Annotated in this window: 14 protein-coding genes and 1 tRNA gene; 1 reads left to right on the top strand and 14 read right to left on the bottom strand. The window is 66.0% G+C overall.

Annotated features, from left to right (window positions below):
- Positions 1-3: 3 nt before the first annotated feature.
- The 10 genes from MLG_RS02550 to MLG_RS02505 all read right to left on the bottom strand — a co-directional run bounded on the left by MLG_RS02550 (position 4) and on the right by MLG_RS02505 (position 10275).
- On the bottom strand, positions 4-366 hold the full coding sequence (locus tag MLG_RS02550) for a copper resistance CopC family protein (protein ID WP_011628246.1): 363 nt from the start codon (positions 364-366) through the stop codon (positions 4-6).
- Between the two features lie 84 nt (positions 367-450).
- A complete protein-coding gene (locus tag MLG_RS02545) occupies positions 451-1854 on the bottom strand; it encodes a multicopper oxidase family protein (protein WP_011628245.1) in 1404 nt (467 codons plus the stop codon).
- The gene (locus MLG_RS02540; RefSeq protein ID WP_041718207.1) at positions 1854-3320 is read right to left on the bottom strand and encodes a TolC family protein; all 1467 of its coding nucleotides are present in this window, start codon (positions 3318-3320) and stop codon (positions 1854-1856) included. Before MLG_RS02540 ends, MLG_RS02545 begins: the two co-directional genes overlap by 1 nt.
- Before the next feature lie 819 nt (positions 3321-4139).
- On the bottom strand, positions 4140-4622 hold the full coding sequence (locus tag MLG_RS02535; protein WP_011628243.1) for an RES family NAD+ phosphorylase: 483 nt from the start codon (positions 4620-4622) through the stop codon (positions 4140-4142).
- On the bottom strand, positions 4622-5098 hold the full coding sequence (locus MLG_RS02530; protein WP_083761814.1) for an antitoxin Xre/MbcA/ParS toxin-binding domain-containing protein: 477 nt from the start codon (positions 5096-5098) through the stop codon (positions 4622-4624). Before MLG_RS02530 ends, MLG_RS02535 begins: the two co-directional genes overlap by 1 nt.
- Before the next feature lie 257 nt (positions 5099-5355).
- Positions 5356-5431, bottom strand: a tRNA-Thr gene (locus MLG_RS02525).
- A gap of 61 nt (positions 5432-5492) precedes the next feature.
- Positions 5493-6191: a class I SAM-dependent methyltransferase gene (locus MLG_RS02520; RefSeq protein WP_011628241.1), complete on the bottom strand. Its 699-nt coding sequence runs from the start codon at positions 6189-6191 to the stop codon at positions 5493-5495.
- A gap of 118 nt (positions 6192-6309) precedes the next feature.
- A complete protein-coding gene (locus tag MLG_RS02515) occupies positions 6310-7593 on the bottom strand; it encodes an aspartate aminotransferase family protein (RefSeq protein WP_011628240.1) in 1284 nt (427 codons plus the stop codon).
- A 99-nt stretch (positions 7594-7692) separates the two neighbouring features.
- Entirely contained in the window at positions 7693-9084 is a 1392-nt protein-coding gene (locus MLG_RS02510) for an MBL fold metallo-hydrolase RNA specificity domain-containing protein (RefSeq protein ID WP_011628239.1), read from the bottom strand.
- A gap of 24 nt (positions 9085-9108) precedes the next feature.
- Entirely contained in the window at positions 9109-10275 is a 1167-nt protein-coding gene (locus MLG_RS02505; RefSeq protein WP_011628238.1) for an isocitrate/isopropylmalate dehydrogenase family protein, read from the bottom strand.
- A gap of 90 nt (positions 10276-10365) precedes the next feature.
- Here MLG_RS02505 and MLG_RS02500 point away from each other — a divergent pair, with 90 nt between their 5' ends.
- The gene (locus MLG_RS02500; protein WP_011628237.1) at positions 10366-10977 is read left to right on the top strand and encodes an arylesterase; all 612 of its coding nucleotides are present in this window, start codon (positions 10366-10368) and stop codon (positions 10975-10977) included.
- A 122-nt stretch (positions 10978-11099) separates the two neighbouring features.
- Here the strand turns inward: MLG_RS02500 and MLG_RS02495 are convergent, their stop codons facing one another.
- From MLG_RS02495 to rplQ, 4 genes are all read right to left on the bottom strand, one after another.
- On the bottom strand, positions 11100-12080 hold the full coding sequence (locus MLG_RS02495; protein ID WP_011628236.1) for a malate dehydrogenase: 981 nt from the start codon (positions 12078-12080) through the stop codon (positions 11100-11102).
- A 181-nt stretch (positions 12081-12261) separates the two neighbouring features.
- The gene (locus tag MLG_RS02490) at positions 12262-12507 is read right to left on the bottom strand and encodes a DUF6489 family protein (protein WP_011628235.1); all 246 of its coding nucleotides are present in this window, start codon (positions 12505-12507) and stop codon (positions 12262-12264) included.
- The gene (locus MLG_RS02485) at positions 12504-13268 is read right to left on the bottom strand and encodes an SAM hydrolase/SAM-dependent halogenase family protein (RefSeq protein WP_011628234.1); all 765 of its coding nucleotides are present in this window, start codon (positions 13266-13268) and stop codon (positions 12504-12506) included. The genes MLG_RS02490 and MLG_RS02485 overlap by 4 nt, the downstream gene beginning before the upstream one ends.
- Positions 13269-13347: 79 nt before the next feature.
- Entirely contained in the window at positions 13348-13761 is a 414-nt protein-coding gene (gene rplQ / locus MLG_RS02480) for a 50S ribosomal protein L17 (RefSeq protein ID WP_011628233.1), read from the bottom strand.
- Between the last annotated feature and the right edge of the window lie 9 nt (positions 13762-13770).

The following is a 13770-nucleotide window of genomic DNA, read 5'->3' as shown; positions in this document are numbered from 1 at the left end:
TGCTTAGTCCTCTACGCTGAAGCTGAATCCACCGGACATCATGTGGCCGTCCCGGGCCAGACCACGCCAGCGAACCTGATAGGTCCCTGGCGCCAGTTCATCCGCCGGGGCCACGCGGTAGTCCTCGGTCGGCTCGTTGCCGGGCACATCCACCAGTCGCACGCGCCCCTGCGGGCCGGTCACGTCGAACTGCGTAATGCGCATTGCGCCGTCAAAATAGATGCCAATCTCCTCCGGACTGCCTTGCACGGTAGTCCCTTCCTCAGGGAGGGTGCCCAACTCGCCCTCATGGGCCATGAGCGGGGCGCTCAACCCCATCATCACGGCCACAAGTCCGGCCAGGCCAAGTTTGAGGTATGCCTTCATGGTCAAGTCTCCTTGGAAATTAGTGCGTTTAATGAAATTGGGGCAGTGGTTCTGAATACCACCGCACCGGCCGCCCCTTCCGGATCAATGGTCGTGGTGGTCGCCGTGCCCGTGGTTACCGTGGTGTCCGTGCCCGTCACGCCGGGGCGTTGGCAGGTCCTCGGCCCCCGCCCCGGCGAGCTTGCCCCGGCGCACCGGGTTGCCAAAGTCGGGGTCGTCGCTCACCCGCCACGCCACTTCGCCATCCGGATGCCAGTACCAGCCCGGGTCGGAGAAATCACCGGGCGCCAAATCATCCCGGACCTTGACCAGGGTGAACATCCCCCCCATGCCGATCGTGCCGAAAGGCCCCTCGCCCATGGCCATCGCGAGCGTATTGTCCGGCCCGCGCATGTGGCCGCCATCGGTATGGGCCTGGTGATCGGCCATGCCGTGCTGGCCCATCGCCATGTATTCGGGCAACAGGGTGCGGATCTCCTCTTCGATACCGGACTGGTCCACCCCGAGCGGGTTGGCGATGCCATGCCCCATGGGGTTCATGGTGTGGTGGGTCATGTGGCAATGAAACGCCCAGTCGCCCGGTGGAGCGATAAATTCGATATCCCGGACCTGCCCCACCCCGACGATCTCGGTGGTCTCCTTCCGCCATTGAGACCGGGGCCAACGCCCGCCATCCGAGCCGGTCACTTCGAACGACACGCCGTGCACGTGCATGGGGTGATTCCACATGGATAGATTGCCCATCCGGATACGCACCCTTTCGCCGGTCTTGGCCACCAAGGAGTCAATCGCGGGAAATACCTTCGAGTTCATCGACCAAAGGTCGAAATCGACCATGATGGAGGGATCAGGCCGCCGGGTCCCCGGATGCAGCGCCCAGTTGTGCAGCAGGATGGCGTAGTCGCGATCCACCGGCTCTATCTCGCCGTCCTTGGGGTGGATGATGAACATCCCCATCATGCCCATCGCCATCTGCACCATTTCATCGGCATGGGGGTGGTACATATGCGTCCCATGCTGATTGAGCTCGAACTCATAGACAAAGGTCTCCCCGGGGTGAATCGGCGGCTGAGTGACGCCCTTCACACCATCCATTCCCGAGGGCAAATGAATGCCGTGCCAGTGGACGGAGGTGTATTCCGGGAGGCGATTCGTCACATAGATTCGCACCCGATCCCCCTCCACAGCCTCGATGGTCGGACCTGGGGTGGTGCCGTTGTAACCCCAGCATTTGGCAACGGATCCGGGGGCGAATTCGTGCTCGATCTCTTCCGCAACCAGGTGGAATTCCTTGACGCCGTCCTTGATCTCGTACGGCAATGTCCAGCCATTGGGGGTATGGACAGGCATATAGCCCTGGTCGGTGCGTTGTCCGGGCGTCCGGTCCCCCTCGTTGTGGTGGACGTGACCGGATTCGGCCATTACGCGGGTCAGGGTGGCAGCCGGCAGGACAGCGCTGGCGGCAAGCAGGAAATTGCGACGCTTCATCAATGATGCCCTCCGTGCCCAGAATGTTCGGTGTGGTCACCGTGCTCGTGATCGTGGGGCTCGCCATGGTCCTCGTGGTCGTGTCCATGGTCATGGTGGTGATGCATCTGCCCAGGCTCGCGTTCCAACTGCCCGATATCGAAATAGCCTTCGCGGCCGACGGGACCACCGGGTAGCGGTCCAGCCACGGCGTAAGCCAAATCTGCCCGGGCACGCCAATAGTCCCCGAGCTCCGCCACCGTGCGGCGCCAGTCGCGAAGCTCCTCCTGCTTGTGCTCCAGCAGGTCGAACACGTCGTCGAACATGTAGTTCACCCGCTCCTGGATGCCGGCCATGGCGATCTCTCGTGCCGGGAGCAACTCTTCGCGCATCATCCTGAACCGTTCCCGGTGGTGGAGCAGCCGATAGTGCTGTTCGTGCACGTCAGCGATAATGGCGTCCGTCAGTCGATCCCTACGCGCTTCACCCTCCCGCAGGCGCGCCTCAGCCCGGTGTACGCCGCTCTGGTTCCGATTGAATAGGGGGAGGGTGAAGGTAATCCCGCCACCCCATAGGCGGGTTCCGTCTGTCTCCCGCTCGAACTCGATACCAGGCTCAATGTCGCCCAGCCAGCGGTAGCGACGGACCAGGGCGACCCCCTCAGTCATACCGTCCAAGGCCTTATCCAGAGCCGCCAGATCAAGCCGCCCGTCCAATGCCTGGTCGACAAGGGCCCCGGGGGCATCCGGGTCGGCAAGCGGCAAGGGCAGCGTCGCCGGCACGGACCAGTCCTCGATTTCGCCGGGGATCCCCATCAGGTGTGCCAGGTACAGCCGAGTTGCACGCTCCTGACGGCGTGCCTCCTCCAACTGCAATCTGGACTCGGTCGCACGAATACGCAGGTGAGCCTTGTCCAGGTCGGTGATGTTGCCGGCCTCATGGAAGCGCTGACCCAGTCGCAATCCCAAATCGGCCGCCCGGGTTTCCAGCGCTTGCACCTGTGCTTGCTGCCGCGCGGCGACGGCCTCATACCAGGCACGCTCGGTATCACTGGCCAGGGCGACCATGCCCTCGGTCAACTGCAGTCGGGTGGATTCCCAGTGCGACTCCGCGATGTCGATCCTGGCGCTACGCAGCAACCAGCCGGAAATCCCCCAGGCCAGGCCAATCCCGTATTCATTGCCACCGCCGCCCTCCGGGCGCAGCACGGAGAGCGACAGTGATGGGTTGGCAAACTGCGAGGCCTCAATGACGTCGGCGGCCTCCAGGTCCAGCCTGGCGTACGCCGCCTGCATACGGGGATTGCGCAAGAGCGCCTGGTGAATCGCCGATTCGAGTTCCAACTCTCCCCGCGGTTTCGGTAGCTCTTCCTCTGAAAGGGTCACCCCATAGGCCATGAGGTCCCCTTCCAAACGCTCTCTGTCCAAGTCGGGCACAGTCGTGGCGCATCCGGCCAAGAACAGGACCGACAAAACGGGAAGTGCAATTCGCTTTACCCGCATACCCAAATCCCTTGATCCAATAGGGTGGTCGTGCGTGTCCGAGGGGCGTCTGACCGCGGTGCGACGGCAAAGCCGCACCCCTTGGCAGGCGGCAACGGGACACGAGGATGAATCGCCGGCAACCCGGCGCTTTGAGGATCAGGAGCGAATTGGGGGACGGAAGGGGGTCGTGCGTCCGAGGCTGGCAACGGACGGGGCAGCCAGGACGGACGGCGTGGCCAGTGACACCTCAGTGACAACCGGTAGCGTGACAGCACCCTGGCAATACATACAGGTGGCGCAATTCGCTACACACCCCACATCCACGCAGTCCGCGTGGTGTTCATGGGCAGTGTGTTGCACGGGGTGACCCTGCCCCCCGCCCTCGGACAGAGAGGCATCGGCAGGACACGTCTCATGGCGATCGTGGTGATGCTGGCCGCATTCGGAGTGAGCGGCCGTTTGGCTTGCCGGCTCGGAGACGGACGACAAACTGGCATTGCCGGCAGCAACGGCGGGCATGCCGATCACTGCAAGCACTATCAACCAGCACATTACCCCTCTAAGCAAGGGTCTCACGGTAGCGGGCGTCTCCAAGGGGTAGAGTTCTTTAGACTTGTTGTCAGTATATATCCAACTGGGTGGCGGATGGCAAACGCGTGCGTTGAGCCTTCAAACGGAGGTCCGGCCCGACAGTATCGCCGGGCGGGGGACAGTGACCGTGTTCTTGTCCGAGTTCACTACGCTGCTGTCCGCCCCCGACACCAAAGCCAGTCACGCCGGCGTACCGAGCGCGGTGGCATGAAACCCCGTCGGGATTCCCCGTCAGTCCGTGCCGAAAAGACGTCGATCCCACCAGACCGGATGCGGGATCGAGGTTTCGATTTTGCCGAACTCGCGGTGCTCCGGGTTGATGAGCACGTTATGCTCGACCCGTGCAACGAACGACGGTACGAAGAGCACCACGGAACGTTGCTCCGCGACCCACCTGACCCCATACTCTCGCGCGGCTACGCAGTCTGGCGCCGCCCAATCGGGGAGGTGATCCTTGGTCACCATCTCGTAACTCAGCCCCCGGGGAAGCGTGATCTGGATGAAGTGCTGGTCTGGGGGCATAAGGCCGTCGGCGTGAGCAAGCTTCTCCAGCATCGCTGTCGAGTAGTGCTCACCCGCATATATCACGGGGGTTTCCGCGTCATTCCAGCGACCAGGATGGCGGGTCGATCCGGTGGCATCAAAGATCGGGAACTCCCCCGTGGGATCCCCGATTCGATAGGCCGTCAGCGTCCGGTCGAGACGCTGTGCCATTACGCCGCTGACCCGTACTTCAACCGGCCGAGAATCTCCACCACGGCGTCAGCGCCGTACTCGGTCTCGGTGGCCACCTCCAGCGGGACTCGCCCCTGGAGCATCTGGTGCGGCCGGCTCAGAAAAGCTCGGGCCAGGTCCTCATCCTTGTAAACGTCTTTTGCCATCGACCATACCCGCGCAATCCGCGCCAGGCGCTCGCTCTCCGTCCGACTCAGCGGCTCCCGCTTCTTGCGGCGCCGGCCCAGGGTCTGCTTCGTAATGATCAGCGTGGAGAACTCCCTGTAGCGCGGTGCGACGATCTTGTGGACGCGCTCGATCGAGCGAAGTGGCAGCCCGCTGGCGATCCTCGCGCTGAACATCAGCATTGTATAACCGCCGTGGACCTCTTCGAGGCCGAGCACATTGGCCATCTTGTGGATCTCGTTACCATGGATCATCTCGTTTGCCCTGCACAGGTGCCATGTGATACTCATTCTAGCACCAAGTGGTACGGCACGCCTTTAGGCTCAGCGAACACTCGTCTATGCGGCGGCCAGACGCCCCAGCGCTGGAGGTTGGCGGCCTGGTCTTCGGTGAGGGCAGTGCTGGCAACGTCCGGCGCCTGGTAGGTGACAACGTTCGTGGCCTGTCCCCTGCTTCGATTTGAGCAAGGAGGGAAGGTCAACTGTAACTACCCTGTCACCAGGGTGGTAGGTCGGTTAGGGCAGGATGACTAAGCCCTTGAATTGAATGGTGCCGACGGAGGGAGTCGAACCCCCGACCTACTGATTACGAATCAGTTGCTCTACCTACTGAGCTACGTCGGCACTGTCCGGAAGGAGCCGGGATTGTACCCGAGTGCCCCGGCGAACACCAGGGCTCCCCGGGTCAGCGGGCGGCGGCCTGGGCGGGCTCCGCCGGCTCGGCGGCTTCGGCGGTCTCCGCCCGGGGCTGCTCGCTGTCGTCGGGGTCGCCGTTACGGTAATGCACCAGCTTCCAGTAGCCTCCCAGGTTGGTCGGTCGCACCGCCAACTGCGGGAAGTCCGGCGTGTCCGGCAGTACGTCCAGGTCCATGTCGGGCCGGAACCCAAGCAGCCGGGAGAGGGGGCGCAGGCCGCGCTCCAGACCGCGCAGTAGAGGGTTGCGCGAGGCGAAATGGTTAATCACCAGGATATCCCCGCCGGGCCGGCAGACACGGCGCATCTCGGCGATGAGGCGGTCCGGGTTGGGGACCACCGACGCCACGTACATGGCCACCACGCAGTCGAAGCTGTCGTCCTCGAACTTGAGGTCTTCGGCGTCCATCTCAAGGAGGTCTTCCACTTGGCCGAGCTCCTCCTCGGCCACCCGCTGGCGGGCAATATCCAGCATGTCGGTGCTGATATCGATGCCGACTACGCGCGCATCCTGCCGGTAGTAGGGCAGCGACAGCCCGGTGCCCACCCCCACCTCCAGAATGCGCTGCTCCGGGCTGGGGTTGGCGATCTCTACGGCTAGCTTGCGCCCGGGGTTGAAAATGGGCCCGAAGAAGCGGTCGTAATGGCGTGCATAGCGCTTGTAGGCGCTTTTTATAGAAGATACGTCCATGATTCTATTGCTCGTCGCTGGGTGCGAACCTTGTGCGGCCCCTTGACCCCAAGTTGTAACCGTTCGTGGGACCGCCCGCAAGTGAAGCGCCACCGGCCGTGCCGGCGGCGGTGTGCCGTCAGGCGGTTTCCCGCAGGGCCTCTATGAAGGTGTCGACTGCGGTGTCGACCTGCTGGCGGCTGACGATCAGCGGCGGCAGCCAGCGGACCACCTGCCCGCCGAAGGCCCCGCAGCGGATCATCAATACCTTGCGCTTCTCCATGGCCTTAAGGATACGCGCGGCCCGGTCACCGTCGGGGCGCCCTTCGGCGTCCACCATCTCAGTGCCGATCATCAACCCCATGCCGCGCACGTCGGCCACCTCGGGAAACTCCGCCTGGACCTCCTTCAGCCGCTGCTTGAGGTAAGCGCCCTGCTCGGCGGCATTGTGCACCAAGCCCTCTTCCTCAATGACATCGAGGGTGGCCAGCGCCGCGGCACAGGCGACGGCGTTACCGCCGTAGGTGCCGCCCTGGGAGCCCGCCCAGCCCCGCTCCATCAGCTCGGAGGGGGCACCGACGCCGGACAGGGGCATGCCGCTGGCCAGGCCCTTGGCGGTCACCACCACATCGGGCTGCACCTCGAAGTGGCTGTGGGCCCAGAAGCGGCCGGTGCGGCCATAGCCGGCCTGCACCTCGTCGAGGATCATGAGCATGTCGTGCTGGTCACAGCGCTCGCGCAGGCCCTGCATGAAGCGGGTGTTGGCGGGCACGTAGCCCGATTCGCCCTGCACCGGCTCGATGAACACGCCAGCCGTCTCCGCCGGGGTGCTGTAGGTGGCGAAAATGTAGTCCAGTTCCCGCAGGCAGAAGTCGGTGGCGGCCTCCTCGTCCCAGCCATAGCGGTAGGTGTTGGGGAAGGGGGCTACCACCACGCCGCCCATCATGGGCTGAAGGCCGGCCCGCAGGCCGACACTGGAGGTGGTCATGGACAGCGAGCCCATGGTGCGGCCATGGAACCCACCGTGGAAGACGATGATATTGGGCCGGCCAGTGGCGTGCCGCGCCAGGCGCAGCGCCGCCTCGCAGGCCTCGGTGCCGGCGTTGGAGAAGAACAGCGCATCAATGGGACCGGGCATGTAGGCGCCCAGCCGCTCGGCCAGTTCCATAATGCCGGGGTGGCGCACGATGGCGTACTGGCCGTGCAGGAGCTTGTCCGCCTGGGCCTTGATCGCCGCCACCACCTTGGGGTGCGCGTGGCCGGTGGCGGTGACGCCGATGCCGGAAGTGAAATCGAGATAGCGGGTGCCGTCACGATCAAACAGATAGGCCCCCTCGCCCCGTTCGGCGACCACCCCACTGGACTGCTTGAGCAGGGGGGACAGCATGCCCTGCCGGTCGGTGGTTTCCTGGGCTGCGCTCATGGTCGCCTCCTTTCTGGATTGCTCGGTTGGCCTCTCTGGCAGTCTACACCCCGCTTTGTCAGGGCGCCAAACCGCCCTAGGCACTGAGATTTTTGCCCGCTACAGGGTGATGGACTCGCCCTCCTCGGGCGTGCGCACACTGACGTTATAGCGCCGGTGGAGCTCATCGGCCAGGGTATCCATGGCCCCGCTTTCCCCGTGCACCAGGGCGATGGGCGGATGATCACGAAACCCCTCGTACCAAGCCATCAGCTCACGCTGGTCGGCGTGGGCGGACAACCCGCCCACGGTGTGGATCTGTGCGCCCACGCGCACCGTCTCGCCCCAGAGCGTCAGGGTGCTGGCGCCATCCACCAGCGCCCGTCCGGGGGTGCCGGCGGCCTGGAAGCCGACAATTATGACGTGACAGGACGAGCGCCAGAGGTTGTGTTTGAAGTGGTGGCGGATGCGGCCGCCATTGCACATGCCGCTGCCGGCGATGACCAGGGCGCCGGATTGGATCCGGTTGATGGCCATGGAGTCCTCGGTGGTCCGGCTGAGGGTGAGGTTGGGCAGGTCGAAGGGGTTCTTTCGCTCCGGAAGCTGCTCCCGGGCCTCCTGGTCGTAGAGGTTGCGATGCTTGGCGTAGACCTCGGTGGCCTCGATGGCCATGGGACTATCCAGAAAGATCTGCCAGTCATCCAGCCCCCAGTCGTCGTAGTTGCGCCCCAGCACGTACAGCAGCTCCTGGGTGCGGCCGACGGCAAAGGCCGGCACCAGGATGTTGCCCCGCTCGGCGCGGGCGTTGGCGATGATCTCGCCGAGCTCGTTCCAGGTCTCGTCCCAGGAGCGGTGCAGGCGATCGCCATAGGTGCTCTCGAGGATGACCAGATCGGCGTCCTCGATACGCGCCGGGTTGCAGAGGATGGGGGCATCGGAGTGGCCCAGGTCGCCACTGAACGCCACCTTTCGGCGCTTGCCGCCCTGCTCCAGCCAGAGCTCGGCCACGGCGGAGCCGAGGATGTGGCCGGCCTCCTGCAGGCGGAGCCGGACGCCGTCGGCCACGTCGATCACCTGATCGTAGTCCACCGCCCGGAAGCTGCGGATGGAGGCCTCGGCCTGCTCGACCGTGTAGGTGGGTTTGACGTCGGGGGGCAGGTGCTGGCGCTGGCGCTTGCGGTTTTCGATCTCCGCGTCCTTCTCGGCCAGAAAGCCGGCGTCCTTGAGCATAATGCGGCAGAGGTCGCGGGTCGCGCGCTGGGTGTAGATGCGCCCCTGGAAGCCGGCCTCAACCAGTTGCGGGATGCGTCCGGAGTGGTCCAGGTGGGCGTGGGTGAGGACCATGGCGTCGAGACGGGTGGGATCGAAGGGGAAGGGCTCGCGGTTGCGCTCCTCCTGTTTGCGGCCGCCCTGGATCAGCCCGCAGTCCACCAGCACCCGGCTCTTGCCGCAATGGATCAGAAAGCAGGAGCCGGTGACCTGACGGGCGGCGCCGAAGAATTCAATCTGCATGGGTTCGCTCCTTGCGTACCGCGTTCACTGCTGATCCAGACGGTCCAGGATGGCCGCCCCCACTGCCTCGGTGCCCCGCGCCTCGCCGCTACCGGTCTGCAGGTCGGCGGCTACCGCCAGGCGCAGGCGTTCACCGGCGCGGGCCGCGGCCGGGTCCTCCTCGCCCATCCAGTCCAGCATCATCGCTGCGGTCAGCAGCATGGCCTCAGGCCCGGCCAGTCCTTGCCCGGCGATGTCCGGGGCGCTGCCGTGGGTGGGCTCGAACAGGGGTGGCACACGGCGATCCTGCGGGTTGATGTTACAGGAGGGGGCAACCCCCATACCGCCGCAGAGCACCGCGGCCAGGTCAGTGAGGATGTCGCCATGGAGATTGCTGGCCACCACCACGTCGAACACCCAGGGACGGGTCACGAACTTCATGCAGGCGGCGTCCACCAGTTCATGGTGGGTGGCGATCTCGGGGTAGTCGGGCGCCACCTCGGCGAAGATCTCCGTCCACATCTCGCCCCAGTAGGCCTGGGCGTTTCGCTTGGTGATCAGGCAGACCTGGGCGTTGGCCTCGCCACCGCCGGTCCGCGGAAAAGGGCGCGGTGGGCGCTCGCCGGTCTGGCGCAGGTGGGCCCGCTGTAGGGCGCGCTCGAAGGCGTGGCGGATGATCCGCTCGGTGGCCAGGCGGGTGAACACCTCCACCTGAGTGGCCACCTCGCGCGCCGTGCCCGGCGCCAGGCGCCCGCCCTGGGCCACATACTCGCCCTCGCTGTTCTCGCGGATCACCAGCATGTCCAGTTCCTCGGCGCGGGGGTCGGCCAGGTACTGAGGCGTACCGGGCAGCCGGACCGCCGGCCGCTCGCAGGCCCACAGGTCGAACCCCTTGCGCAATTGCAGCAGCGGCGCCAGCGACACACCATCTGAGAGCAGGTAGCGATCAGGATCATTGGTCGGCCCGGGGTCGCCCAGGGCGCCGAGCAGGATGGCGTCGTGAGCGGCCAACTGCTCGCGCCAGTCCCCGGGCATCATCTCGCCGTGCCGACGGTGCCAGTCGTGGGACGGCCAGTCGTAGTGCTGGAGCTCCAGCGCCAGCCCCTCGCGTCCGGCCACCGCCCGCAGCGCGGCGACCGTGGGCGCCATCACCTCCGGCCCGATGCCATCGCCGGGACACACTGCCACCCGCCAGGTCCTGCCTTTCGCCATGTTCCGCTCCTCCGCCGTACTGGGCCCCGGGCCCCGAAAGCCGCCTGTGGTAACCTGCCCTCACCCTATCCTAGTCGGAGCGGATTGACGATGCTGCGAACCCGGCACGCTGGGCTGTGGGTCCTGCTCCTAGTCCTGCTGGCCGCTTGCGGCCGACCGGAGACCCTGCCGCCCCTACCGGAGGACGGCGTCATCCTGGCCTTCGGCGATAGCCTGACCTACGGGACCGGCGCGCCGGGCGGGGAGAGCTACCCGGAGCAGTTGCAGGCGCTCACCGGGCGGACCGTAATCCGTGCCGGGGTCCCTGGCGAGCGCTCGGCCGAGGGCCGACAGCGCCTGCCCGGTGCCCTCAACGAGCACCAGCCGGACCTGCTGATCCTGATGCACGGCGGCAACGACATCCTGCGCCGGGAGAGTATGGACCGCCTGCGCGCCAACATGGCGGCGATGATCGAGGAGGCGCAGCGCCGGGAGGTCCCGGTGCTGCTGGTGGGGGTGCCCGAGCCGGCGCTACCGCCGCGACCACCGGCCCTTTACCGGGATCTGGCCGAGACGTATGGCCTGGCCTATGAGGGTCGGGTGATCGGCCGTATCCTCCGCGACTCCGGGCTACGAGCCGACGGTGTCCACCCCAACGCCGAGGGGTACCGAAAGATGGCACGCGCCTTTGAAGAAGCACTGCGGGAGGCCGGCGCGCTGTAACCGGGCTGCTTGGGGGCGGCCAAAAAAACGCCGCCGCCCCCAATCGGGTGCGACGGCGTCCGTTAAGCGCCTGCCGGCGGCGCGCCGGCCCGGTTGGGCGGCGCTGCCGGCAAGGGGGTCGATCAGGGCAGCAGGTGTTCCACCGCGTCCCGCTCCTCGACCAGCTCCTTCTCGGTGGCCTGCATCTTCTCACGGCTGAACTCATCGATCTCCAGGTCCTGGACGATCTCGTAGTCGCCGTTCCGGCAGACGCAGGGATAGGAGTAGATGATCCCCTTCTCAATGCCGTAGCTGCCATCGGACGGCACCGCCATGCTAGTCCACTCGCCCTCGGGGGTGCCCAGCACCCAGTCGCGGATGTGGTCGATGGCGGAGCTGGCGGCGGAGGCCGCGCTGGAGGCACCGCGCGCCTTGATGATGGCCGCGCCACGCTGCTGCACGGTGGGGATGAAGTCGTTCTCGTACCAGTCCCGCTCGACCAGGCCCGGCGCCGCCTCACCCTTGACCTTGGTCTTGCTGATGTCCGGGTACTGGGTGGCGGAGTGGTTGCCCCAGATGATCATGTTCTTGATCTCGGTGTTGTGGGCACCGGTCTTGTTAGCCAGCTGCGCCACCGCGCGGTTATGGTCCAGGCGGGTCATGGCGGTGAAGTTGCGCGGATCCAGGTCGGGGGCGTTGCGCTGGGCAATCAGCGAATTGGTGTTGGCGGGGTTACCCACCACCAGCACCTTCACATCCCGGCTGGCCGCATCGTTCAGCGCCTTGCCCTGGGCAGAGAAGATCGCGGCGTTGGCCTCCAGCAGGTCCTTACGCTCCATACCCGGGCCGCGCGGGCGGGCGCCGACCAGCAGGGCGATGTCGGCGTCCTTGAAGGCCTCTTCCGCCTTGTCGGACGTGGTGATCCCGGAAACCAGCGGGAACGCGCAGTCCTCCAGCTCCATCACCACCCCCTTCAGGGCCTCCAGGGCCGGGGTGATTTCCAGCAGCTGCAGGATCACCGGCTGATCCTTGCCCAGCATGTCCCCGGAAGCGATACGGAACAGCAAACTGTAACCAATCTGACCGGCGGCACCGGTCACCGCGACGCGCACAGGTGCTTTCATCGGGCGATCTCCTCTCGAACTCTTGGATGGACTGGCCCTTCGCCTCAAGGGTGCTAAAGGCCGGGTCTACTTATCGGAGCACGGATTGTAGCAGATGGCGGCGCGCCTCACGGAGAATTGGCGCCATTCGGCGCCGTTTCGCGCTGCATTGCCCTGGCGGCCCCGGGGCGTCCAGCCGGCGTCAGTCCTTCTTCCCGGCGCCGGCCCCAGGCCGGTGCAGGCTCTCCAGGATCAGCCGCTGCAGCGTCTCCGCCCCCTGCAAGCTCCCGGCGAACCACTTCTGCATGAAGGCCTGGGGGTCGCGACTCTCCTCGAGCTGTTGCAACAGATGGGAGACCATGGCCTCGTGCACCGGGTTGAGGTCCGGCAGCCCCAGAAAGGCGCGCAGCTCCTCCGGTTTCCCGTCCACATCGATCTGGATCTTCATGACGACTCCTCCCCGCCCGGTTGCCCCGCGGCGTGAGCTTCGAATACCTTAACCGGCGCGCCGAGCTCGACGCCCGGCCACTCGTCGGCCCGGCCCTGATTGACGGCCAGCTCCACTAGGCCGCTGGAATTGCGGTACCAGAAGGCCTCCCCGGGCGCGACGCAACCGAAGGTGCGCGCGAATCGGAAGGCCCGATACCCTGCCTCGACCACCGCCGTGTTGGCCAACCCGTCCCCGTCCAGACCAGTGACCGCGTTGCCGTACCGGTCAATATAGAGAATAGCTGGAACCGGCTCGACCGCGTCCCAGCCTACCAGCTCACCGGGGGGCAGCGCCTGGCCCGACACCCGGCCCTCTTTCAGGACTTGCAGCGCGGCCGGCGCAAACAGATCACGCCCGTGAAAGCTCGGGGCCGCATCCGCCGGAGTCGCCAACTGCCAGACGGCCACGTCCCGGCAGCGGTGCAGCGCCGGGACCAACAGGCCGTTGTCCGGGCCGAGCCACCAACGACCGTCCGCCTGGGCGGCGAGTGCCCGTCGCTCGCCCCCCACCCCTGGGTCCACCACCGCCAGGGTAATGCTTCCGCCGGGCAGCCCCCGGCCGTAGGCGGCGAGCAACCGGCCGGCCGCGTCGGGCCGGAAGACCGGAGCGTCGTGCATCAGGTCGACCACCGGCGTCTGCGGGGCGCCGGCATACAGGACCGCCTTCATCTGCCCGACGTAGGGCCCCTCATAACCGAAGTCCGTGAAAAGGATGAACACCACGCCTCCTGAAAACCGCTCACGCACAAAAAAGCCGGGCGCCAGGCCCGGCTTTTTTGGAAAGCGCCCCGCAAAGCCCTCAATTGGTCTCTGCGGCTTCCTCTTCGTCCTCGTCCTCGACCTCTTCCACCGGGAGCGGCCGATCCACCAGTTCAACGAAGGCCATGGGCGCGTTGTCGCCCGGGCGGAAGCCGCATTTGAGGATGCGCAGATAGCCGCCAGGACGCTCCTGATAGCGCGGCCCCAGCTCCTCGAACAGCTTGCCCACCACCTCCTTGTCGCGCAGGCGGTCGAAGGCCTTGCGGCGGCTGGCCACGCTGTCGCTCTTGGCCATGGTGATCAGCGGCTCGGCGACGCGCCGCAGCTCCTTGGCTTTGGGCAGCGTGGTCTTGATGGCCTCGTGCTTGAACAGCGAGGCCGCCATGTTGCGATACATGGCCTTGCGGTGCGCGCTGTTGCGCCCCAACTGACGTCCGGATTTACGGTGACGCATTTTCCTGAT

Source organism: Alkalilimnicola ehrlichii MLHE-1 (genome assembly GCF_000014785.1).
GTDB classification, from domain to species: Bacteria; Pseudomonadota; Gammaproteobacteria; order Nitrococcales; family Halorhodospiraceae; genus Alkalilimnicola; species Alkalilimnicola ehrlichii.
This window is presented reverse-complemented; position numbering and strand designations above follow the sequence as displayed.